Here is a 24563-nt window from a genome sequence, read left to right as displayed (position 1 = left end):
GAATTAAGATGCTCAACATTGATTTGATTCATCTAGTTACGGCTATCGGTTATTTTGCAATTTTATTCATTGTTTTTTAAAAACTGGGATTTTTGTTTTCTTTTTTGCCCGCTGATAGCTTGTTATTTTCGGCGGGTGGTTGCCGCGAGGCGTCCTGATTCGATTTGGTTTAAGAAGAGTGATCTTATTTAGGCGAAAAAGTTCTATGATAAGCACGGCAGAAAATCATTAATCCTTGGCCGTTTGATTCCACTGGTTCGTACCTTTCTCCCGGTTATCGCTGGTATAACGTGGATGGAATGTTATCATTATATCATTTTCAATGTCGTTTGTGCTTTTATTTTTGGTTATTTTTTTGGCTATTCGATTCCAGATGTGGGTGAGTATATTTTGTCGATCGTATTGTCCATTATTCCATTGTCTCTACTGCCTGGAATTTAGCATGCAGTAAAAAATTGGTTTTTTAATCCAGCGTCACCCTAATCCGATTGTCTCTTTGTTGAGAAGTTTTGATCTCGACTTGCTAACGCAATCGCCACTTTTGAGCGAGAGGGACGCCCTAAATAATCGCAAATCAATCGACCCGCTCTCGTTAGCCGTTTTAAATCAACGCCGCATTCAATCTTCATGCCATTCAATAAATAAACAACATCCTCCGTTGTCACGTTACCCCCGGCTCCAGGGGCATAAGGACAACCTCCCAAGCCAGCGACGGCGCTGTCAATCGTTGAAACGCCCTTTTCTAGACTAACGTAAATATTGGTTAGTGCCTGAGCGTAAGTATCATGAAAATGTACCGCAATTTTTTCAATCGGAATTTTGCTTGAAATAACGTTGATCAATTGCTGGGCTTTGAGTGGTGTGCCAATCCCAATCGTATCGCCCAATGAAATCTGATAACAACCAAGGTTAATCAACCTTTCAGCAACCGTCAGGACTTGGTGGGGCGCAATTTCACCTTCATAAGGACAACCTAACACGCAAGATACATAACCGCGAACGGCCAAATTATTTTTTTTTGCACGTTCAATCACTCGTGCAATTCGGTTCAGGCTCTCTTCAATCGAACAGTTCGTGTTTTTTTGAGAAAAGATTTCTGAAGCGGCCGTAAACACCGATACTTCAGAAATATGAGCGTCAAGCGCATCGTCGAACCCCTGTTCGTTAGGGACTAAAGCAGTATATCGAACGGAAGGATTGCGTGTAATGCCTTCCATGACTTTTTGATGGTCAGCCATTTGCGGAACCCATTTTGGCGATACAAAACTGGTGGCTTCAATAACGGATAAGCCGGATTGGGAAAGCTGATTGATGAATTCAATCTTTAAATGTGTGGGCACATTCTGAGGCTCATTTTGAAGCCCATCGCGAGGACCCACCTCGACGAGAGTGACTTTCTTAGGTAATGGCATTTGTTTCTGCAAGTCTGTTTTCTGCTTTGAAAGGAAACGCTTTTTTTGCCCATTTTAAACTGTCTTTGACAATTTCTTCAGTATCAAGTTGGGTAAACACCCCCCTCTTGAGCAATTGTTTGCCAGCGACCCACACATCGCTTACTTGCAGACGGTTAATGGCGTATACCAAATGAGAAACCGGATTAGAAACAGGTTGGGTGAGAAAAGAACTTAAATCCACCGCAATGATATCGGCAAATTTTCTCGGTTCGAGTGAACCGATTTTATCTTCTAGCCCCAGCGCTTTAGCGCCATTGAGCGTCGCCATTTTCAATATTTCAGGGGCGGGTAAGTGCGTGGGGTCGAGGCCGGAAATTTTTGCCACGAAAGAAGCCGTTCGCATTTCACCGAATAAATCAAGGTCGTTATTGCTCGCCGCACCGTCAGTGCCAATCGCTACGTTAACGCCGGCATTTACCAATTTTGCAATAGGGGCAATGCCGCTACTCAATTTTAAATTAGATTCGGGGCAGTGAACGATATTCGTTTGAGTATCTGCAACTAACTTAATTTCTTCCGAAGTTAACTGCGTCATATGCACAGCTATAAGCCGTTGTGACAGTAACCCTAAATCGTGTAAATGGGCGAGCGGTCTTTTTCCATAGGTTTTTAGGCCTTGTTCAATCTCTAGTTTTGTTTCATGAAGGTGTATATGAATGGGTAGGTCGTAGTATTCAGCTAATTTTTTAATTTCCTTAAAGGCGGCGTCACTGACCGTATAAGGGGCATGAGGGGCAAGCGCCCAGGTGATCAGCGAATGATTTTCTGCTTTTTCCAATGTTTCTTTGGCGCGCGCTAAATAAGCTTTTTCGTAACTGGCCCATTCCGTGGGAACGCTCATTATTACGACTCCGATAAGCGCCCGCATACCAGCTTCACTGGCGGCTTTGGCGATCGTATCGTGGAAAAAATAATGATCGTTGAAACAAGTTGTACCGCCGCGTAACATTTCAGCAATAGCAAGCCGCGCCCCAACCTGAACGGATTCAGCATTAATGAGGGCTTTTTCGGCCGGCCAGATGTGGTTTTGCAACCAATCCAGCAATTGCAAATCATCAGCCAAACCCCGAAAGAGGTTCATCGGAGTGTGGGTATGAGCATTAACCAATCCCGGTAGGACAACATGATCGTTAAGTTCGAGACGCTGATCGGCTGTGTATTTTTTGTTAGCTTCAGTCTGCGGAAGAAGATCAATAATGTATTCATCGTGCACAGCTAATACGAAATTTTCTAGAATTTGATTAGCTGGAGCGATGGGAAGAAGCCAGCGCGCATTAATAAGCAGATTAACATTTTCCATAAAAACCCTCTGTTCCAGATAAGCAGGCATATTAACGGAAAGCCTAGCTTGGAGTCTAGCGGTAGGCATGGCAAGCAGGCAAAGCTTAAGTAAGGGGTGCTTTTTAATGTTCCTTGTTTTGGTTGGTAAGATTTTTTAAATAATAGAAGTAATGAATAGTAAGTAGCCCGTATGAAGTGAAGCGAAATACAGGAGAATAGTGTGCGACTCCTGTATTCCGCTTCACTTCATATAACTAAATACTACTCTCTTGACTTTCCGTTTGAGCAACACATAACCTGTGTGTTTTAGCACATCAGTAATCCAATCATAACGATCAGATTTTAAAACCCCCAATCTAAGTTTTTAGAAGCTTAAGAAAATGATTTAATCTTTTCTGCGCTCGATAAGTCTTTGCCATTCATTTTTACTGACAGACACCATTGCTTAGATAATGAACGACCGCCCCTAAGAGCCAAACCTTAACTCAGTTTCAGCCTCACCTTTCGGTAGAATCCAATAGCCGGTCAGCCTTCTCTTGCATTTGGCAAGACGGGAGCTCCCATCCTTGTCTTCAATTATGATATAATGTTCGATCTCAATTAAATCAGTAATCCATTGTTTTAATAATTAAATATAAGATATAGAGGAAGTTGGTCATGGCGGGGGCGGCGCACGAAATTATTCCAATTAGCATTGAAGAAGAACTCAAGCAATCGTATCTCGATTATGCGATGAGTGTTATTGTAGGGCGCGCGCTGCCCGATGTGCGTGACGGGCTAAAACCAGTGCACCGGCGTGTGCTATACGCCATGAGTGAATTAGGCAATGATTGGAATAAGCCGAATAAAAAATCCGCCCGGATTGTCGGGGATGTAATTGGTAAATACCATCCGCATGGTGATGTTGCTGTTTATGACACGATTGTTCGGATGGCCCAGCCTTTTAGCTTGCGGTATTTGCTGATCGATGGTCAAGGAAACTTTGGTTCTGTAGATGGTGATGCGCCGGCAGCCATGCGTTACACCGAGATTCGATTATCCCGCTTTGCACATGCTTTGATGGCCGACCTTGATAAGGAAACGGTCGATTTTTCCCCCAATTACGATGAAACAGAAATGGCCCCCGCGGTCCTCCCGACGCGAGTTCCAAATCTGCTCATTAACGGGGCTTCCGGTATTGCAGTAGGAATGGCTACTAATATTCCTCCTCATAATTTAAATGAAATTATCAATGCGACTTTGGCATTAATTGAAAATCCTGACTTAAATGTCGAAGAATTAATGCACCATGTTCCTGGTCCGGATTTTCCAACGGCAGGCATCATCAATGGCCGTAACGGTATTCTCCAAGCCTATAAAACTGGGCGCGGTCGAATTTGTGTGCGTGCGAAAACCGAAATTGAAACCAGAAAAAGCGGACGATCGCTGATTATTGTGCATGAGTTACCTTATCAAGTTAATAAAGCGCGTTTATTAGAAAAAATCGGTGAGTTAGTTCGTGAAAAACGCATTGAAGGTATTTCTGGGTTACGGGATGAATCCGATAAATCCGGTATGCGTATGGTAATCGAGGTTGGCCGGGGAGATAATGCCGAAATTGTGCTCAACAATTTATATGCGCAAACGCAACTGCAAACCGTGTTTGGAATTAATATGGTGGCGCTGGATAACGGTCAACCGCGTGTTTTAAATTTAAAACAATTATTAAGCGCTTTTTTGCAGCACCGCCGCGAAGTAGTGATTCGAAGGACCCTTTTTGAATTGCGAAAAGCACGAGAAAGAGCGCATATTTTAGAAGGATTAGGTGTTGCGTTAGCCAACATTGACGAAGTGATTGCGCTCATTAAAAAGGCGAAAACTCCAGCCATTGCTAAAGAAAATTTATTAGCGCAAGCTTGGGAGCCGGGAGTCGTTGCTGATTTTTTGAAAAAAGCCGGCAGAGATCGAACCCGACCTGATGATTTAGCAGCAGAATTTGGACTGCGAAAAGATGGTTATTACATATCTCCCGCACAAGCGCAAGCGATTTTGGATTTGCGATTACATCGTTTGACTGGCCTTGAAACCGATAAAATCCGAGAGGAATACATAGTGATTATCGACAAAATCGAAGAATTAATTGCAATCGTTTCTGAGTCTGATAAGTTACATGAGGTAATTCGAGAGGAATTGATCGCTGTAAAAGAACAATTCGGTGATGAGCGGCGCACTGTAATTATTGATCATCATTCTGACTTAACACATGAAGATTTAATCCCTGAAGAACACATGGTTGTAACCTTATCTCATGAAGGCTATATCAAATCGCAATCATTGAGCAGTTATCAAGCGCAACATCGTGGTGGTCGCGGTAAATTGGCTGCTGCTGTAAAAGAACAGGATTTTGTAAAAAATATTCTAGTGGCCAGTAGCCACGATACGATTTTATGCTTTTCAACTCAGGGGAAAGTTTATTGGCTTAAGATTTATCAAGTGCCGCAAGGCAGCCGTGTAGCGCGCGGGCGACCGATCGTTAATTTATTGCCTCTCGTTAAAGACGAACAAATCTCTGCTATTTTGCCAATACGCGAATATGACGGATCGCATTTCGTTTTTATGGCCACCGCGCAAGGGGCCGTTAAAAAAGTATCTCTAGCTGAATTTTCACAACCGCGTACGAAAGGTAAAATTGCTTTAGCCCTAAATGAAGGCGATCGTTTAGTGGGTGTTGACATTACCGATGGAAAAAAAGAAATTATGTTAGTGACCGACGCCGGAAAAGCCATTCGTTTTTACGAAAAGGAAGTCCGCGAAATGGGTCGTTCAGCACGAGGTGTTCGTGGAATTAGACTAAAAGCTAAACAAAATGTTATTGCGTTAATTGTTGTAAAACCAAAAGGGAACATATTGACGGCCACCGTGCACGGTTATGGGCAGCGTACTGCATTGGATGATTATCGCTCTACCGGTCGAGGCGGGCAAGGCGTGATGGTGATACGGATTAACTTACGTAATGGAAAGGTGGTTTCCGCTGCGCAGGTGTTTGATGACGACGATGTATTGCTCATTAGCGATAAAGGAACGTTAGTGCGAACCCGTGTGAACGAAATTTCGCAAATGGGGCGCAATACCCAGGGCGTGCGATTGATTCAACTTTCAAAAGATGAGTTATTAGTGCGTATGGAAGCGATTTCGGCAGAATTGATTAAAGAACCCTTTCTCTAACCCTCTCCGCTTGCAGAGGAGTGGCCTTGGGAGGGGCTTAAATTTTTACCAGAAGGATTTTTATGTCTCGCGTATACAATTTTTCAGCTGGTCCAGCAGCTATTCCCGAAGAAGTTTTATTTACTGTGCGTGATGAATTATTGGATTGGCATGGCATTGGCATGTCTATTGCGGAAGTTTCCCATCGTGGTGAAGAGTTTATTGGAGTCGCTGAGAAAGCTGAGCGCGATTTGCGGGAATTGCTGGCTATTCCTGCATCCTATCACATCCTTTTTTTACAAGGGGGCTCCCGATTGCAATTCGCTATGGTGCCGATGAACTTGCTGGCTAATCATAAAAAAGCGGTTTATATTGATTCGGGTGTTTGGTCGAATCTCGCAACCCGAGAAGCAAAAAATTATTGCGACCCCCACTTGGCGACGACTGCGAAAGAACTCAATTACACAGGTATACCTGATCAAGCGACATGGTATATGCCTAATGAAGCTGCTTATTTTTATTATGTCGATAATGAAACGGTAAATGGCATTGAATTTCCTTTTATTCCTGACACCGATTTAACGTTGGTGTGCGACATGTCATCCAATTTGTTATCTCGACCGTTTGATGTTTCTCGTTACGGTTTGATTTTCGCTTGCGCCCAAAAAAACATGGGCCTAGCAGGGTTAACCATTGTTATCGTTCATGACGACTTATTAAAACGATCTCCTCTGCCGATAACACCAAGCTATTTACAATATGCTTTACATGCGAAAGAACGTTCTTTCACAAATACACCGCCGACATTTGCCTGGTATCTAGCCGGCCTTATTTTTAAATGGATAAAAAACCAAGGCGGTGTAGCAGTGCTAGCGGAGCGCAATCAACGAAAAGCCTCTAAGCTCTATGAATTTATTGATAAGAGTATTTTTTTTGACAATCCTATTAATCCCACTTACCGTTCACGAATGAACGTTATTTTTAGATTAGCTGATGAAAGATTGAATTCGCTCTTTTTAAAAGAAGCAACGGAAAATGGATTGGCTAATTTAAAAGGTCATCGTCTTTTAGGCGGCATGCGCGCTAGCATTTACAATGCCATACCAGAAGAAGGCGTTGACGCATTGATTAATTTTATGGGTCAATTCGAAAAGCGGCATGGTTAAATAGATGGATTATCAAACTCTTCCTTCACAAGGCTTAAGCGGTCAGGTTTGTATGCCCGGCGATAAATCCATTTCACACCAAGCTGTGCTATTGACGGCTATTTCGGAAAGGCAAATAATGGTGAGTGCTCTTCAACAAATGGGCGCTTCTATTCATCTTATTGAAGATGAAAATACTTTAGTGATTGAAGGGGTTGGCATGACAGGTCTCCAAGCGCCGCCCGATGAAACGCATCATTGATCCTTTGACTTTAATGGGCGCAAAAATCGACTCAACAGGTAACATCTCCCACTGAAAATTTATGGAAATCCACGGTTAACTGAAATTCACTATCAGCTTCCTATGGCAAGTGCACAGGTGAAATCCTGCTTATTATTAGCGGGATTGTATGCAGAAGGAAAAACATACATTACAGAACCCGCCCCTTTGCGCGATCACACGGAACGATTACTGAAACATTTTCATTACACTCTGCAAAAAGACAAGCAGAGTATTTGTGTTAGTGGCAGTGGAAAGTTAAAGGCTAACGATATCTTGATACTAGGTAATATTTCATCCGCCGCTTTTTTATAGTGGTGGCCATGATCACACCAGGCTCTACTATTCGCTTATGCCGGGTGAGCGTTAACCCAACGCGATTAGGTGTGATTTATTTATTAAAATGATGGGTGCAGATATTGAAGTTACTTAGTTATACCAAAAAAACGAGGAACCAATAGGGGATATAATGGTGCGACACGCAAGGTAAAAGGTATTGGTATCCCGCTAGATCAAGTGCCATTAACCATCGATGAATTTCCTGTTTTGCTTATTGCTGCGGCGGTCGCTCATGGGAGAACGGTCTTACGTGGCGACGCTGAGTTACGAGTCAAAGAAATCGACCGTGTCGTGGCGATGGTAGATGGGTTACAAAAATTGGGTATAGCAGCAGAGTCTTTACCAGATGGTGTAATTATCAGAGGAGGAACGCTGGAAGGTGGGAAGGTTAACAGTTAATGACCGCTGTATTGCGATGGCATTTGCGGTTGCAGGGACTTTGGCGAAAGGCCCTGTTAAAATCCGCAATTGTGATAACGTAAAGATATCGTTTCCCGATTTTGTTGAGTTAGCAAACGAGATAAGAATGAATGTTAAAGGCGTAAGGAAGAGAGGTGGTTTTTAAATGAACGCCCGACAAAAACCAGCACCTGTTATTACCATTGATGGACCCTCAGGTTCTGGGAAAGGGACGATTGCTTTGCGAGTCGCCCAAACGTTGAACTGGTATCTCTTGGATAGTGGAATTATCTATCGTGCCGTCGCGTGGGCAATGGCGCATTACAAAATTTCGCTGGAGGATTCCGCTGGGTTGGCGCGCCTTTTAAAACGGGTTCAGATTAGCATTGAAAATCGGATATTGGATAAAAAGGCCAAAATAAGTTGCGATGGTCATGATATTACTTTAGCAATCCGCTCTGAGGAGTGTGGCGTATTAGCTTCTAGGACTTCTGCTTTATCCATCGTGCGCGAGGTGGTTCTCCAGTACCAACGTGATTTTCGTCAGCGTCCTGGCTTGGTAGCTGATGGTCGGGATATGGGAACGGTAGTTTTTCCTGATGCTGTCTTAAAATTTTATTTTGATGCAGACTCACAGCAACGGGCCTATAGGCGTTTTAAGGAGTTGCAAGACCGGGGGATTAATGTTAGGCTTCCTGATATCCAGGAAGATTTGGAGGGGCGCGATCGTCGTGATGTTACTCGCTCTATTTCTCCAACGAAGCCTGCAGAAGATGCTGTAATTATCGATACAACTCATTTAAGTATCGAAGCAGTTTTCGCGACGGTCATGAAGCATGTCCGACAGCGCGGATTGGCTAACGTAACCAATGAAAAATAGGTCTTATTTGCGATAGCAGATAAGGAAGTACAAACCGAGGTCTGTTTACAATTCGCTAGTCTGGCCAGAATTTATCGATTTATGAGCAGCGCAGCGTACATAGAAGTACTGGTGAGCAGCCAAGCATCGGAAATCGATAAATTCTGGCCAGACTAGCGAATTGTAAACAGACCTTAACCCGTATCTTTACTGGTATGGTTTATAACCTAATGTGTTTAACTACATGAGTGAAACCTTTGCTGAATTATTTGAAAAAAGCTTAACGGAAACCGACTTACGTCCTGGAGCCTTGGTCAAAGCTACTGTTGTTGAAGTCCGTTCAGACCGTGTCATTGTTAATGCCGGACTTAAATCCGAGGGGATTATTCCCGTTTCCGAATTTCGTAATGAAGAACCCCAAGTAGGTGATGAATTTTTTGTTGTCATCGAGGCTTCCGATAATGGTTTTGGTGAAACCCGTCTCTCGCGTGAAAAAGCGCGACGCGCTAAAGCGTGGAGCGAGCTCGAAAAGGCTTACAAAGCGGGTGGGATGGTTAAAGGGGTCATTATTGAGCGTGTAAAAGGTGGTTTTACTGTGGATTTGAACTCTGTTCGCGCTTTTTTGCCGGGGTCGTTGGTGGATGTAAAACCTGTTCGCGATCCGGGCTATTTAGAAGATAAAAAAATCGATTTTAAAATCATCAAGATGGATCAACGCCGAAATAACGTAGTGGTTTCGCGCCGTGCCGTAATGGAAGCGGAAACCAGCGCAGAACGTCAAGCACGTCTTGAAGAATTGCAAGAAGGCCAAGAAATTAAAGGGGTGATCAAAAACATCACGGATTACGGGGCTTTCGTTGATTTAGGTGGAGTAGACGGTCTATTGCACATTACTGATATGGCTTGGGGGCGTGTCAAACACCCGAGCGATCTTATCAATGTCGGGGACGAAGTACACGTTAAGGTCCTCAAATTTGACCGTGATAAAAAGCGTGTTTCTTTAGGAATGAAACAATTGGCTGACGATCCGTGGGCAAAGATTGAGCGTCGTTACCCCGTCAATTCTCGAGTATTTGGAAAAGTGACCAATATTACGGATTATGGCTGCTTCGTTAAATTGGAAGAAGGCATTGAAGGATTGGTCCACACTTCTGAATTGGATTGGACAAACAAAAATATCCACCCCAGTAAGGTAGTCCAGTCAGGCGAAGAGGTTGAGGTGATGGTCCTTGAAATTGACGAGGAACGCCGTCGTATATCTTTAGGAATCAAACAATGCAAGCAGAACCCATGGCAAGAATTTGCAGAAAAACACGAAAAAGGTGAGAAAATTACGTGCAAAGTTCGATCAATCACCGACTTTGGAATGTTCATTGGATTAGAAGGCGATATCGATGGACTTGTTCACTTGTCCGATATCTCGTGGACAGAAAGTGGTGAAGAAGCTATTCGTAACTATAAGAAAGGCGATGAAGTGCAAGCCGTTATTCTGGCAATTGACCCAGAACGTGAACGAATTTCTTTGGGGATCAAACAACTGGAAGATGATCCTTTCATGGAATTCGTAGAAAGTTACGACAAAGACGCTGTGATTCAGGCTAAAGTTAAGGAAGTGGAAAGCAAACAGGCCGTCTTAGAGCTTTCGGGTCAAATATTGGGTCAAATGCGGTTAGCAGATTACACTTATGACCGCGTAAAAGATTTAACACAAGAGTTGAACGTGGGTGATGAAGTGGCTGTTAAAATTGTTAACGTTGATCGTAAGAATCGACTTATCAATATCTCGCATAAAGCTGTAGAAGATCGCTTGGAAAAGGGCACCCGCACTGTATCCGACGTGCCAACGAAAACCACGTTAGGCGACTTACTCAAGGAGAAAATTCAGGGTAAAGACGAATAGTAAAAAATCCCCGCCTAGCGGGTATTTTTCCATCTCCTATCCTCTCCTGCAAAGGGGGAGGGCCATAGCGGAAGGGTGGCGCTGAAGATTTATGATATTTTCCTTAATGCAAACTAAACTATTACTCATAACCACTAATAAGGGACGGCCATGCGATATATTTTATATCTCTTCTGGATTTTTATTATTCTCTTGGGGATCACCTTTGCCGCGTTGAATCCTCAAAAAGTAGCACTCAATTATTATTTAGATATAAAAACAGTCCAATTGCCCTTGCTAATTTTAGTAACATTATTGATCGGGGCAATTTTAGGTATTTTAGCGGTACTACCGGCCTTAATTAAGAGTAAGCACATCACCCGTCATCTTAAATCCAAAGTAAAAAAATCGAAGCCGAATCGCGAAATTTACCAATGATCCCAATCAAGGATGTTCATTGATGATAGTGCAAGCGTTATTTTTGCTTCTGCCGATGGCAGCCGCCGGTGGATGGCTTGCAGCGCGACGCGTATCATTTAAAAACGATACTAAATTGTTGTCCACCTTACGCCAAGATTATTTTAAAGGTTTGAATTATTTAATTAACGAACAGCCTGACAAAGCCGTTGATGTTTTTATTAAATTGCTTGAAGTCGACACAGACATAGTAGAAACGCATTTAGCAATGGATAGTTTCTTTCGTCGGCGGGGCGAAGTAGAGCGTGCTATTCGTGTACACCAAAACTTGATAGCTCGGCCGCAATTAGCCAAAGAACATCGTTTTCACGCTTTATCGGAATTGGGTCAGGATTATTTGCGCGCCGGTGTGTTCTTGACCACGCTGAATGGTTGTTTCTCGAGTTAGTAGAGATGGGTGAAGAAAATCAAGGCAGCTTGCGCTTTTTGTTGCACATCTATCAGCAAGAAAAAGACTGCCAAAAGGCCATTGAAACGGCCAAAAAATTACTTGCATTTGGCGAACTAGCTAACGCTATTATTGCAAATACCATTGTGAGCTGGCCGAGCAAATGATTGATATAGGGCGGACTTCCCAAGCGGTGCAATGTTTAAAACGGGCCCAAGCCCATCGATTCGAATTGTGTACGTGCAAGCCTTCTTATTCAAGCGCGCGCCTAGAAAGCGAAAATGCACATTATCAAGAGGCTATTCGTTGTTGTAAACGAGTCGTTGAGCAAGATCCCGATTATATTTCGGAAGCTATAACCCTATTAGTCAATTTTTATCAGCGGCTTGGAGAAGAAAATAAATTAGTGGGTTATCTTGAAGACTGTCTCATGGGTTACCCAAGAATTTCATTGGTGTTGGCCATTTCGGATCATTTAGAGCATCGACACGGAGAAAAAGCGGCTATAGAATTTATCGCGAAACAAATTCAGTGCCAGCCATCCTTGCGCGGTTTAACGCATTTAGTAGGATTATATTTACTTAATTCCAGCAGCGATACGCAAGATAAATTATTAATTTTGCAAAATTTCATGAAAAGATTATTGGAAAATAAACCTATCTATCGTTGTTCTCATTGCGGATTTTCGGGAAAGATGTTGTACTGGCTCTGTCCCAGTTGTCAACATTGGAATACCGTGAGGCCCATTCAAGGTTTAGAAGGTAATTGAATGATGGAAAAACCAGACCCAACAGTTATTGTGGCCATCGATACTGATACGGTGGAGCAAGCGCGAGCACAAATAAACCCATTGACTCCCGAATTATGTCACCTTAAAATCGGTAGTATTCTATTTACACGTTACGGACCGGCATTTGTCGAGGAATTAATGCAGAAAGGCTATCGCATTTTTCTCGATTTGAAGTTTTATGATACTCCACAAACGGTGGCAGGCGCTTGCCGAGCGGTCGCAGAGCTTGGCGTGTGGATGATGAATATTCACATATCCGGTGGACGTACGATGATGGAGACGGTTGCGAATGTGTTGCAATCAATTACTTTAAAGGAAAAACCTTTATTAATTGGGGTCACTATTTTAACAAGCCTAGACGGTAGTGATTTAAAAACATTAGGGATACAAGAGAAGATTCCTGATATCGTTTGCCGTATGGCAAGCCTTGCCAAAAGCTCTGAGTTAGATGGGGTGGTTTGTTCAGCTCAAGAGGCGGTACTGTTGCGTAAACAAATCGATAGAAATTTTTTGTTAGTTACTCCTGGCATTCGTTTAGAAACCGATAAAAAATGTGATCAAAAACGTATAATGACTCCACGAGCGGCTATCCAAGCTGGCAGTGATTATTTAGTAATTGGCAGGCCCATCACGCAATCCGCAGATCCTTTAAAGACATTAGAGGCTATTGATAAAGATATTAAGATAAGACCTATTGAAAATTTCTAATGTCAATAAAAATTATCCCGGTATTGTGCTCTTCTCACATTAACATACATTGTTAATGTTTGAACTGTGCAAGGAGATTTTTATAAAAAAATAATTCAATTAATTTCAGCGGTGTTGATAGTAGTCTTGCTTTTTCAGCACAGGCCAAACCTGCTTCTGAAGTGATTAAAAGTAAACTGCATAGGCATGCAGCAGTTAGTACGCAAAACAGGACCTGTTGATACTAACACGGCCGATGCCACTATAATTAACTACGTTTAAAGGCATTGGCGTTAAAAAAGTTAAAGCCATCATCGTCCATGGGAAAAAGAAGAGAATTTTAAATCAATAGAGGTATTTTCGTCGGTACCCGGCATCGGCCAAAAAACCGTTGCTTGTTTCATAAGAAACAATCCTCATTGCTTACTGGTTAATTCGTAGAGTGAAGGATAAACCTCTCCCACAAGCAGGAGAGCGGAGAAGAAAATTTTTGGAGACTCCATCGCTCTTGTCTTTGGCGCCAGCGCCAGGGATTTCTTTCTTTTGAATTCTACTTCACTCTTGAATAATCTTTCTCCTGCCTGTTATCATTTTTCCGTTCATGACATTAATCAAATTGAGAACTGCAGGATGTGACTTTTTATGGAACTTATTAAAAGTGGCCTTATTACGTTTGTAGCCTCTTTATTCTGCATTTGGTTATTGCGCCCTTTGGCAATAAGGATTGGTTTTGTTGACCGTCCTAATGACCGAAAATGGCATGAAAGAGAAGTTCCATTGATTGGCGGAATCGTGATGTTCTTTTCTTTTTGCTTCGCGTTATTAACGCTCTCGACTTCATTGTTACCTTATCGAGGGATGTTAGCGGGAAGCAGCATCCTTGTTTTAATGGGAGTCGTAGACGATTTTAGTGATCTAAGTTCAAAGCTGCGATTGTTTGGACAATTATTTGCAGCCTTGTTGATGATCATTTGGGGAAATGTGATTCTGTCTAATCTTGGTAATTTATTCTTTTTGGGCGATCTTAAAATTGGTTTCTGGGCTATTCCAATGACGGTAATTGTGGTTTTGGCTAACATCAATGCAATGAATATGATTGACGGTCAAGATGGTCTGGCTGGGGGTGTGGCGTTAGGAGAGACGCTATTATTGTTATTGGTGAGTGTCAAGCTGCATCAAGTATCTGATTTTAATTTGCTTTTTGTTATTATTATTTTATTAATTACCTTTTTAGGATTTAATATGCGATTACCGTGGCGTAAAGAGGCCAGTATTTTTATGGGCGATTCGGGGAGTACTTTCATTGCTTTTCTGTTGGTGTGGTTTGCGATTGATTTATCCCAACAGAATTTGGCGTTGATCAAACCCATGACGATATTATGGATTATGGCATTTCCTTTATTCGATCTCATCAATGTAATTGTATTGCGAGTGCGACAAAAAAAATCGATCATTGTAGCGAGTCGTGATCATTTTCACCATGTATTACATGTCGCTGGTTTAAATACATCCTTGTCTACCTTATTATTGTGTGCGTTATCCTTGCTTTTAGGCATTTTTGGATTAGCGTTAAATTATTTTACTGTCTCTGATGGTTGGCAATTCATTTTATGGGTCGGGGCGTTGTTTTGCTATATTTATATCGTTGAGTTGACACGCAAACCGATCATGGAGAACGAAATTGATATTATCGCTAACCCCGAAGGGTGAAGTCTTGTGACTAAAAACCCCCTGTAATGCCGGTGCGTTCATCAAAACGGCAAACGATTTCGTGTAAAAAGACCGGGTTATCATGAGCCTACTCTATAATTATTGTGTCGTAGAACTGCCAATCCTTAATGTGGTTGCGGGTTTTTCAGAAGAGCGGCTTGAAGCCTGTCCTCTGCGACGGTACACAAAATTTCAAGTAATCTACGAAGCGACTCTTGCTTTAAGGCAGGGAAAGTATTGACCAGGTCATCCATTCTTTCATTATCTAAGGTTTCCTGCTGATTGAGAATTTCTTCGAGTTCGCTAGTGGCCGACTTATTTGTTGAACAGAATGATGACATTTAAAAAAACCAACAACTTTCTTCCAACACATGTTTTTATTTTCAATAGTCTTTTTATATTCCTGAAGTAATTTTTCGATGGTTAGGAGTAAATTTTGGAGGTTGTCTCTAAAGTCAGCTTTGGAAAAGCATTCCATATGTTTCAGTAACAGAGATAAATTATTTTCTATAACATTTTTAATAAAATCTACGTCAGCGATCCCATTGTCACTTTCTCTTATTTAGCCTGTTAGACAAATGGGCCAATTGGCTAAATAGCGATTGTGCTAATTTTTTTAGGAAAAAGTCCACAGAAGGGTGGATATTGAGAGAGATTATGTTGGCTTGCGAACAAAAATAAAGGACTATAGCCATTGTGATTAAATTGCAGGAATATTTTCTGTTGTGTTCAAAGCTAAATTGGCTTACTTGGTCTAAGATAATCTCTTTTATTAGGTTCAAATTCATTACTAGTATCAAAACATTATAGCCGTTTTTATTTATTTAAATAAAGATAAAGATCGACTAAAAAATCCCATTCGCACGACTAACGTCAAGATATTTTCGCCATCTGCATTTATTGATGGGTTTTCTTCGTTCTGGGATTTTAATAGTTTTTTTAATTTCTTCATCTGGAGAAGATACGAAATCGTTCTTCTTAACGTCCTCCATAATTTTTAAATAAAATTCTAAAAATGGGAAGAGTCATTCACTCAAAGAGCAACCGACATTAGGATGTTTATTTTCACCCTCTTTTTTCTTCTCTGGAAGATGAAGAGGACTCGAAAGCTCCTCCTTAAGCCTTTCAGTTGTGCTATCTTACTTTATCTAACTGCTAATGGAGACAATATAGCTTGTTGTTCTTAAGGAAAAATCGGTTGGGCAATTTTGCCATCAGGATAGTTGTATTCCCAAGCCTTTTTCGTGCAAAATGTCACGATTGGATTATGCAGCATAAGGAAGAATGACTATGAAGCTGGCTGAACATTTTTCTCGGCTTTTTGGTGGGGGCTAATCGGATTTTTTTATAGTTATGGCGGCTGGGTGTTCCACTACCCTTAAAAGGGACCTATGCCAGTTCGATCCTTTGCTGGAACGGCTCCCTGTTCGAAAAACGCATTCCTACGAAAATACAATTTTTCTCTTAGCAAAATCGATGTTGCTGCGGAGCGTGGCGATCCTGACACTCAATATGCTTTGGGATATAATGTATTTTTATGGTATAAGCCACGGTTCGGGATGCAGAAGCCGCTAATCTGTGGATACGGCGCGCGGCCGCGCGCCCAAGGTCAGCCCTTGGGCGATTGGGGCCTCTCATATGATTCATGAACACGAATATCCTACCATGGGTGCTGTTCAAGGCCCTTTTCTCTAAACCTGACTAGTCATTTAGCGTCTCCAACAAGCGCTCTTCGTTATAAAAAGGTCGATCCACCTCGATCCACCGTGTTAATACTCGAGCGCCATTGGAACTTTTACGCCACCACTTGCCGGCTTATCGAAAAAATACCTCTCGCCATTCAAATCCCGTCCATGATGTGCTTAAGAAAAATTCTGAAATCCTGCAGAAGAAAGATTCCACGGTAGTGACCCTTTTTGTCAGTGTAAGGGTGCTCAAGTCCCAGCTCCTGTAAGCTGTTACGGCGATGAACACCGGCGGCTTGAGGGCAGGAGAAAAAGTCTTACTTAATTCGAAAGCGAGCTATACAGTGCAGTTGATAGCTAGCGTTGATTTAAAAGCTATTAAGGATTTCGTGGAAACGCCATCACCTGGAAGGTCAAACTCATTATTTCCATTCCTCGTACAGCGGCCATCAGTGGTATCTCCTTGTATGGTGCCTATAATTAAGACCAAAGACGAGGGAAAAGCGGCTATCCAGCACTTCCCCCCCCCTCAGCCCCTTCAAAAGCTTCGCCTCTGGGTTTAAGTCTGTGAGCGTGGTTAAGCGGGAAATTCAGCTAAGGAAGGTAGTTTTAGGAGATCTAAGCCTACCCACTCTCCATCTAATATTTTTTTTGGAATATTGAGAAGGGGAAAGCATTTATGTTTATCCGATCACTGACCGGCCAACCTAAGTCTTTTTATCTTATTTTCTTTATCGAAATCTGGGAGCATTTTGGTTATTACGGGGTTTAAGCGTGACTCGTGTTTATACATGGTAGAACGCCCCTGGGCTATTTAAGATAGCTATGCCGATTTCCTTTTTGCCGCTTTTAGCGCTTTAGTTTTCTTACCTGGGGAAAAGTATGTTGGGAATAAAGTTCTCGGAACAAAGCGCACTATTTTTATTGGGGGGCAGTTGTGTTGGCTCTCAGCTATTTATTACTATCCCTACCGGCGAAATTTTCGTTGGGAACATTCTTGGCGGGATCGTTTTCTTTTGGGCTTTATTCAATCATCATGGTGTAATTTTGGGGATTTGGCCGGTGCTTTTTCTTACTGGTTGAAAAGTACCGGCTAATTGCTGGTTAGTGCGCTGGGATTGTCGTTTGCGGCTCGTTAATAGTGCCTCAGCGATTTATGGGGTTCACAATGGACCTCTGGTTTTTCTGTACCTCCATTGCAAGCATAAGAATAATTCGAAAGATGTTCTCATGTCGCTACCTATTTGAGTATTTATTCATGAAAATCGGCCTGGTTATTGTAGCGATATCGCTGGTTGTGTTTATGTTGAGGTACCTTTATTAAAAAACTAGCAGCCAATGACAACAGCTTATTGAGAAGCAGGACGTCGCTGAGTTGCTGAGCGATGATCAATTAGTGGGCTTAAGTTAGCTAGCGATAAGAGGCCAGCTTTTTTATATCAGTGATATCTCCTCTCCCACAAGCGGGAGAGGGGAAAGTCGTGACCAAGATCTTTTTTAACACACCCATTTTCTCGACTGACTTTCTTCTCTCGCCTGATTTGGGTAGACTACAAACACTACTATTAGTAGTCAGGATGAATAGCAGCTGCTCATGTATTTAAAGACCATCAAACTTGCTGGATTCAAATCATTTGTTGATTCCACGCTTATCCCTATTCACGGTTCGATGAATGCCATCGTTGGCCCTAATGGTTGCGGTAAATCAAATGTGGTTGATGCAGTGCGCTGGGTAATTGGAGAAACGTCAGCAAAACAGTTGCGCGGGCAGTCGATGAGCGATGTGATATTCAACGGCACTACCTCCCGTAAGCCCGTTGGTAAAGCCTCCGTTGAACTTCATTTTAATAATAGTGAAGGCCGAATTGGCGGCGAGTACGCCAAATACGGCGAGATTGCTATTCGTCGCGAAGTCGAGCGCGATGGGCAATCGAATTATTTTATCAACGGTGCGCATGTACGCCGGCGTGATGTCGTGGATGTTTTTTGGGGTACAGGGCTTGGGCTGCGTAGTTATGCCATTGTGGAACAAGGGATGATTTCTAATCTCATCGAAGCAAAGCCAGAAGAATTGCGAGTTTACATCGAAGAAACTGCCGGTATTTCAAAATACAAAGGACGCCGCCGTGAAACTGAAAACCGAATGCGCCACACGCAAGAGAACTTAGATCGAGTCAACGATATTGCTGAAGAATTGGCTAAACAACTACGGCATTTAAAACGCCAGACCAACGTGGTTGAGCGTTATAAAGCTTATAAGCAAGAAGAACGCTCGCTCAGCGCTCAAGTCAAGGTTTTGCAGTGGAAAGTGCTGGACCAGAAATTATTGGAATACGATCAAGGTATTAGTCAGAAAAATATCCGCCGAGAAGAAAAACAAAGTGAGCAGCATCGTGTTGAAACCGAAATAGAAAAAATGCGGGAGCAATTAACCGATATTAATGAAAAACATAATGCTGTGCAAAAACATTATTATGGTTTAGGCGCTGAAATTTCCCTTTTAGAACAGCAGATTAAAGACACCAAAGAAAAAATACACCAATGGCAATCCGAATTAGAAGAAAATGAAAATGTGTGGGAGGAGCTGCAAAACAATACCGCTGAATGTGAAGCGCAAATAACGGAATTAGAAACCGAAATAGAGTATTTAAAACATCGGTCTTCTGATATTCATTCAATTGCCGCTGCGGCTTCACAAGAATTAGCGCAAGCGGAATCGAACATGACTCGATGGCAAGAAGCTTGGGAAGCTTTTCAAGCAAAGGCCTCGCAAACCATGAGTCAACTGGAAGTCATACAAACTAAAAGAGAGCATGCCAAACGTCAATTAACGGATTTAGAAAAACGTAAACAGCAATTGCAACAAAATTTAAATCAATTACAACTCGATGAACTTTTAAATGAAATCGCGCCCTTATTTTCACAGTCCAAATTATTAAACGTTGAACTCAGCAATAGCCAGTTGAAATTGCAATTATTGGCTGAAGCCATCACTTCACGTCGTGAAACGAATCAAACCAGGCGTAATGAATTACAAACCAAACGACGCGAACTGCAGGCTTTGGAAGCCCGCGCAGTTTCACTAGAAGCGATGCAAAAAGCAGCTTTAGGGGAGAGCGATGGAAAAATTAGTGAATGGTTTTCTCGTCAGCAGTTAAAAGAAAATCCGCGCTTGGGGCAAAAACTGGTTGTCAACCCTGGCTGGGAGATAGCGGTTGAAACAGTATTGAGCGGCTATTTTGATGCGATTTGTGTGGATGCAGTTCTGCCATTTTTAAATAATTTGACGACGGTGTCGGAAGGCAGAGTCACACTTATAGAAAAAAAATCTATCGCTGCGACCGCTTTTGACAAAGCACCTACGTTAGCCAGTCAAGTCGATAGTGAGTGGCCTTTTCAACAATGGTTGGCAGGGATTTACATCGCTGATTCACTGGATGAAGCAAAGCAATTGCAAAGTTCATTGCAAGAGAATGAGTCCGTGATTACCAAAGAAGGACTTTGGCTTGGCCCCCATTGGGCACGAATTTTGAAACTACAAGACGCACCGCAAAGCGGCTTTTTATTCCGGGAGCAGCAACTAAAACAATTAAAAGAAAATATTCTTGGGCAGCAAAAGAAATGCGACGAACAGGAAACGCAATTAAAATCGGGTGAACATCAACTGAACCAGCTTGAAACTGACCGCGATATTTTGCTCCGAACTTACCAGAAATTAAATGCAGAATCAACGACTATTCAAAGCGCATTAAGCACTAGACAAGCGCAATTGTATAATGCGCAACAACAACAAAATCGGTTAAAAATAGGTCTTAACGAATGTGAACAGCAGCTCGAGCAATGCCAACGACGATTAACGCTTATAAAAAATAAAGCTTCTTCGTTAGACGATTCACAACGCTTATTAGCCACGCAGCGTGAAGAAATGATCCGGGAACGAGATCATTATCGCAACCAATTAATCGAATTGCGTGAAAAAGCACATCAAAAACGTAAAGAATCCGATGAGTTTGAAATTCGATTGGCCAGCAACGAAGATCAGCTAACCTTCTTAAGGCAAACAATTGTGCGAGATCGACGGCAATTAAAACAGCTTACTGAACGGCGCGAAATGTTGTCTCAATATTTATTGGAAGGTGATAAGCCTTTAGAAGAATTAGACGAGAAATTAGAAATACAATTGGAACAAAGACTCACTCTGGAAGCGGAATTGCGAGAAGTTGAAAAAGAATTCCAAGAGGCCAATCAATTATTACGCGACCTTGAAGAAAAACGCACTTTGACGCAGAAAGCGCTTAATGAAGCGCAAGCACAATTAGAAGAATTGCGCATGCAGCGTCAAACCGTTAGCGTAAGACAAACAACTATTAAAGAGCAGCTCAACGAAAATGATTTTGATCTTGAGCAAGTTATGATTGAATTGCCAGAAGAAGCTACGATCGAAAATTGGCAAGAAAAACTGGATCAACTTGTCGAACGTATTCAACGGATAGGACCAATCAATTTGGCAGCTATTGAAGAATACGAAACCGTAAATGAACGAAAAAATTATTTAGATAAACAATATGCGGACTTAACCAAAGCGCTGGAAATTTTAAAAAATGCGATCCATAAAATCGATCGTGAAACACGCGCTAAATTTGAAGAAACCTATGACAAGGTCAATCAACAATTTCAATCTTTATTTCCTCGGATTTTTGGTGGTGGTCTAGCAACCCTCGAAATGACAGATACTGATTTATTGACGGCCGGCGTAATCGTGCGCGCCAAACCGCCCGGAAAACGAAACGTCACTATCCATATGCTATCAGGTGGTGAGAAAGCGCTGACAGCCGTTGCGTTGGTTTTTTCCTTATTCCAATTAAATCCAGCACCTTTTTGTATTTTGGACGAAGTGGATGCCTCCCTCGATGATATTAACGTCGGTCGTTTCTGCCAACTTGTTAAAGAAATGTCTAAAGAGATTCAATTTCTAATAATTAGCCATAACAAGGTGACTATTGAAATGGCTGATTATCTAATGGGTGTTACAATGCAAGAGCCAGGTGTTTCACGTGTTGTCTCAGTCAATATGCAAGAAGCCATCGGGTTGGTGGAAGCATAAAATCCTTCTTCACGAAAGTGGACGGGGACAAAGGAAAATAAATGTTTCGGCTCGAGTGGAGAATAACAAAATGATAATGCTCTTACTGTTATTATTCCTTCTGGTAGTAGCCGGGGCCATTATCTTTCGAGTGCGACAACAATCTCAGCAGGCTACTCGTCGTCGCCATCGTTGTGAGCCTTCGATTCAACAGTCCGTTGAAAAAGAAAAAGAGGCGGAAATTGATACCGATGGGGCATTTGGCCTCTCGCAGGACCCTCAAGAAAGAAACGAAGTTGTTAGTAACAAATCTGCAGAAGCTGAAGAAATTCAAGATATATTTGCTTTGTATGTCATGGCACCGAAAGAATACCCTTACAATGGCTATGAATTATTACAAGCCTTATTAGCTAACGGCTTGCGTTATGGCGAACGGAATATTTTTCATCGTCATGAAATAAAAACTGGTTGCGGTCGAGTTTTATTTAGTTTAGCTTCTGTGAATAAACCGGGGACATTTGAATTATCTAAAATGGGGAATTTTTCTTGTCCGGGGTTAGTATTATTTATGGTGTTAAAACATGCACCGGACCCATTAATAGCTTTTGACACGTTGCTTGAAACTGCACGCCAACTTACCGAGGACCTGGGCGGGGAGGTTTTGGATGAGCAATGGCAGCTCTTAAACATGGATAAAGTTGCTCAACTGCGTGCCCGAATTCGGCATTATGAAGAATCACAGCGTGTACTAGATTTTTTGAATCCTAGGTAAATGGTGTGGAAGTTCCTGCAAAAATTCAAAAGCAGATTCAGCGATTGCGCCAGGAAATTAATGAACATAATTATCGTTATTACGTATTATCACAGCCCACTATTTCTGACTCCGTTTATGATGAACTTTTCCATGAATTAAAGCAGTTAGAGGAAAAATACCCTGAAACAATCACACCTTCTTCTCCAACGCAGCGCATAGGCGCTGAGCCATTAAAAATGTTCGAACCCGTGCATCACGAGATCCCGATGTTATCGCTGGATAATGTGTTTGATGAAAAGGGTTTGCGGGCTTTTGATAAACGCATTCGGCAGCGATTGAAACTCGATAAACCCCTCGGATATGTGTGTGAACCAAAGATGGATGGTGTCGCTCTCAGTTTACTTTACGAAAATGGTAAATTAATTCAGGCCGCCACGCGGGGAGACGGATATACCGGGGAAAACGTGACTCAAAATACGCGAACGATTGCATCGGTTCCCTTGCAATTGCGTGGAAGTGATTATCCTGAATTAGTGGAAATACGCGGTGAAGTGTTAATGCCGCGGGGGAGTTTTGCAAAATTTAATCAGGAGGCTGAAAAACGCGGCGACAAAACCTTCCTTAATCCGCGTAACGCAGCATCTGGGAGTCTGCGTCAACTGGACCCGCGTATTACGGCCAAACGCCCCCTTATTTTTTATGGTTATTTAATCGGTTTAGTTAAAGGAAAAGACTTTCCGAAAAATCACTGTGACATATTGAAGCAGTTTAAGGATTGGGGAATTCCAGTTATTTCTGAAATAAAAGTTGTGGATGGCATAGGGGGTTGTTTTGAGTATTACGAACATTTAGTAAAAACTCGTGAAAAAATGCCTTTTGATATCGATGGAATCGTTATAAAAGTAAATTCTTTGCAAATTCAGGCTGAATTGGGATTCGTTTCGCGGGCGCCGCGATGGGCTATCGCCTATAAATTTCCAGCCCAGGAAAAAATGACGGTAGTGAAAGCCATTGAGTTTCAAATAGGACGCACGGCTGCTGTCACCCCAGTGGCTCGTTTAGAGCCGGTGTCGATAAGTGGAGTGATGGTCAGTAATGCGACTTTGCACAACTTCGACGAACTTTATCGTAAAGACGTCCGCGTTGGGGACACGGTTATTGTGCGTCGAGCGGGTGATGTAATTCCGGAGGTTGTAGGGCCGATTTTAGCAAAGCGTCCCCAAAAGTCAAAGCCAATAAAAATACCGTCCCGCTGTCCTGTTTGCCATGCGGAAGTCATTAAACCGGAGGGTGAAGCGGTAGCGCGCTGCGTGGGGGGGTTATATTGCTGGGCTCAATTGCGTGAGAGCATAGAACATTTTGCTTCCCGTCGGGCGTTGGATATCGAAGGATTAGGAGATAAATTGGTAGAGCTTTTCATTCAGGAAAGATTAATTAAAGACATTACGGGAATTTATCAACTTAAAAAATCAGCGATTGCAGCTTTGCCGCGTATGGGGGAAAAATCGGCAGAACATTTATTAACAGCAATTGAGAAAAGTAAAAAAACAACCTTGCCGCGTTTTTTGTATGCACTGGGAATTCGGGGTGTTGGTGATACTACCGCTCGAACGCTAGCGCGTCATTTTCATGAACTTGACCCTTTAATGAAAGCGTCGATTGAAACCTTAGAGGAAATTCGTGATATTGGTCCCGTAGCGGCAGAAAATATCTATGCTTTTTTCCATCAAAAGCATAACATGGAATTAATTAATAAATTAATTCAGTTAGGTGTGCATTGGCCACAAGAGAAAGCGGTTGTGAAATCGGAGATTGCTGGTAAGACATTCGTACTTACTGGTGCTTTGAAATCATTAACCCGCGAGGAAGTAGAAGAAGAAATTGAGCGATCAGGGGGGAAGTCGAGCAGCAGTGTATCGAAGAATACGAATTATGTGATCGTGGGTGAAAATCCGGGCAGCAAATACAAAAAGGCAAAAGCATTGGGAATTTCGCTTATCGATGAAGAAGCCTTTTTGAAATTACTGAAATTGTAAGGGAATTTTTCCTCTATACATAACAAAAGCAGTTAAGTTGATGAAATGGTCAGAAAAGCTGCTGAGTATTCAGTAGAATTCCTGATGTTATTGAAGGATAAGGGGTTCTTGATGAAAGACATCAGTGGGTTAGT

11 protein-coding genes and 8 pseudogenes are annotated in these 24563 nt (G+C 42.2%); 16 read left to right on the top strand and 3 right to left on the bottom strand.

Annotated features, from left to right (window positions below):
- Positions 1–8 precede the first annotated feature (8 nt).
- Positions 9–441 (top strand): annotated as a pseudogene (locus FIV31_RS02990) (SNARE-associated domain-containing protein).
- A gap of 38 nt (positions 442–479) precedes the next feature.
- On the opposite strand, the gene FIV31_RS02985 reads toward FIV31_RS02990, so the two are convergent.
- Together FIV31_RS02985 and FIV31_RS02980 are read right to left on the bottom strand one after the other, a co-directional pair.
- Positions 480–1412: a hydroxymethylglutaryl-CoA lyase gene (locus FIV31_RS02985; RefSeq protein ID WP_280123760.1), complete on the bottom strand. Its 933-nt coding sequence runs from the start codon at positions 1410–1412 to the stop codon at positions 480–482.
- The gene (locus tag FIV31_RS02980; protein WP_280123759.1) at positions 1399–2823 is read right to left on the bottom strand and encodes a TRZ/ATZ family hydrolase; all 1425 of its coding nucleotides are present in this window, start codon (positions 2821–2823) and stop codon (positions 1399–1401) included. The genes FIV31_RS02985 and FIV31_RS02980 overlap by 14 nt, the downstream gene beginning before the upstream one ends.
- A gap of 563 nt (positions 2824–3386) precedes the next feature.
- On the opposite strand from FIV31_RS02980, the gene gyrA reads away from it, so the two are divergent.
- The 10 genes and pseudogenes from gyrA to FIV31_RS02930 all read left to right on the top strand — a co-directional run bounded on the left by gyrA (position 3387) and on the right by FIV31_RS02930 (position 14871).
- Positions 3387–5939, top strand: coding sequence for a DNA gyrase subunit A (gene gyrA / locus FIV31_RS02975; protein ID WP_280123758.1), 2553 nt, complete (start codon positions 3387–3389; stop codon positions 5937–5939).
- Between the two features lie 62 nt (positions 5940–6001).
- On the top strand, positions 6002–7084 hold the full coding sequence (gene serC / locus FIV31_RS02970) for a 3-phosphoserine/phosphohydroxythreonine transaminase (RefSeq protein ID WP_280123757.1): 1083 nt from the start codon (positions 6002–6004) through the stop codon (positions 7082–7084).
- Between the two features lie 4 nt (positions 7085–7088).
- Positions 7089–8247: pseudogene (locus FIV31_RS02965) on the top strand (3-phosphoshikimate 1-carboxyvinyltransferase).
- Positions 8248–8961: a (d)CMP kinase gene (gene cmk / locus FIV31_RS02960; RefSeq protein WP_280123756.1), complete on the top strand. Its 714-nt coding sequence runs from the start codon at positions 8248–8250 to the stop codon at positions 8959–8961.
- A 223-nt stretch (positions 8962–9184) separates the two neighbouring features.
- Complete coding sequence (rpsA, locus tag FIV31_RS02955) at positions 9185–10840, top strand: 30S ribosomal protein S1 (RefSeq protein ID WP_280123755.1); 1656 nt, start codon at positions 9185–9187, stop codon at positions 10838–10840.
- Between the two features lie 150 nt (positions 10841–10990).
- Positions 10991–11280: pseudogene (locus FIV31_RS02950) on the top strand (lipopolysaccharide assembly protein LapA domain-containing protein).
- Positions 11277–12453, top strand: a pseudogene (lapB, locus tag FIV31_RS02945) (lipopolysaccharide assembly protein LapB). Before FIV31_RS02950 ends, lapB begins: the two co-directional pseudogenes overlap by 4 nt.
- Before the next feature lie 3 nt (positions 12454–12456).
- Positions 12457–13182: an orotidine-5'-phosphate decarboxylase gene (gene pyrF, locus FIV31_RS02940; protein WP_280123768.1), complete on the top strand. Its 726-nt coding sequence runs from the start codon at positions 12457–12459 to the stop codon at positions 13180–13182.
- 55 nt (positions 13183–13237) lie between these two features.
- Positions 13238–13602: pseudogene (locus tag FIV31_RS02935) on the top strand (ComEA family DNA-binding protein).
- Between the two features lie 201 nt (positions 13603–13803).
- Positions 13804–14871 (top strand): MraY family glycosyltransferase, encoded by a 1068-nt coding sequence (locus FIV31_RS02930; RefSeq protein ID WP_280123754.1) that lies wholly within the window; start codon positions 13804–13806, stop codon positions 14869–14871.
- A 125-nt stretch (positions 14872–14996) separates the two neighbouring features.
- Here FIV31_RS02930 and FIV31_RS02925 read toward each other — a convergent pair.
- A pseudogene (locus FIV31_RS02925) lies at positions 14997–15956 on the bottom strand (CBU_0534 family Dot/Icm T4SS effector); the annotation flags it as partial.
- A gap of 205 nt (positions 15957–16161) precedes the next feature.
- Here FIV31_RS02925 and FIV31_RS02920 point away from each other — a divergent pair.
- The 5 genes and pseudogenes from FIV31_RS02920 (at position 16162) to ligA (ending at position 24429) form a co-directional block, all read left to right on the top strand.
- Positions 16162–17219, top strand: a pseudogene (locus tag FIV31_RS02920) (SPOR domain-containing protein).
- Positions 17201–17967, top strand: a pseudogene (locus FIV31_RS08455) (hypothetical protein). Before FIV31_RS02920 ends, FIV31_RS08455 begins: the two co-directional pseudogenes overlap by 19 nt.
- A gap of 183 nt (positions 17968–18150) precedes the next feature.
- Entirely contained in the window at positions 18151–21660 is a 3510-nt protein-coding gene (gene smc / locus FIV31_RS02915) for a chromosome segregation protein SMC (RefSeq protein ID WP_280123753.1), read from the top strand.
- Between the two features lie 55 nt (positions 21661–21715).
- On the top strand, positions 21716–22411 hold the full coding sequence (gene zipA, locus FIV31_RS02910; protein WP_280123752.1) for a cell division protein ZipA: 696 nt from the start codon (positions 21716–21718) through the stop codon (positions 22409–22411).
- Between the two features lie 5 nt (positions 22412–22416).
- The gene (ligA, locus tag FIV31_RS02905) at positions 22417–24429 is read left to right on the top strand and encodes an NAD-dependent DNA ligase LigA (RefSeq protein ID WP_280123751.1); all 2013 of its coding nucleotides are present in this window, start codon (positions 22417–22419) and stop codon (positions 24427–24429) included.
- Positions 24430–24563: the final 134 nt, after the last annotated feature.

The sequence above is a fragment of the Coxiella endosymbiont of Ornithodoros amblus genome, from assembly GCF_019425495.1.
Taxonomy (GTDB): domain Bacteria; phylum Pseudomonadota; class Gammaproteobacteria; order Coxiellales; family Coxiellaceae; genus Coxiella.
Note: the sequence above shows the minus strand (reverse complement) of the source record. Positions and strands in the feature narration are given on the sequence as shown.

Bases quoted from the DNA above. Each gene is read 5' to 3' on its own strand.
- FIV31_RS02985 (WP_280123760.1), bottom strand. From the start codon at position 1,412: ATGCCATTACCTAAGAAAGTCACTCTCGTCGAGGTGGGTCCTCGCGAT.
- FIV31_RS02980 (WP_280123759.1), bottom strand. From the start codon at position 2,823: ATGCCTACCGCTAGACTCCAAGCTAGGCTTTCCGTTAATATGCCTGCT.
- serC (WP_280123757.1), top strand. From the start codon at position 6,002: ATGTCTCGCGTATACAATTTTTCAGCTGGTCCAGCAGCTATTCCCGAA.
- cmk (WP_280123756.1), top strand. From the start codon at position 8,248: ATGAACGCCCGACAAAAACCAGCACCTGTTATTACCATTGATGGACCC.
- rpsA (WP_280123755.1), top strand. From the start codon at position 9,185: ATGAGTGAAACCTTTGCTGAATTATTTGAAAAAAGCTTAACGGAAACC.
- pyrF (WP_280123768.1), top strand. From the start codon at position 12,457: ATGGAAAAACCAGACCCAACAGTTATTGTGGCCATCGATACTGATACG.
- FIV31_RS02930 (WP_280123754.1), top strand. From the start codon at position 13,804: ATGGAACTTATTAAAAGTGGCCTTATTACGTTTGTAGCCTCTTTATTC.
- smc (WP_280123753.1), top strand. From the start codon at position 18,151: ATGTATTTAAAGACCATCAAACTTGCTGGATTCAAATCATTTGTTGAT.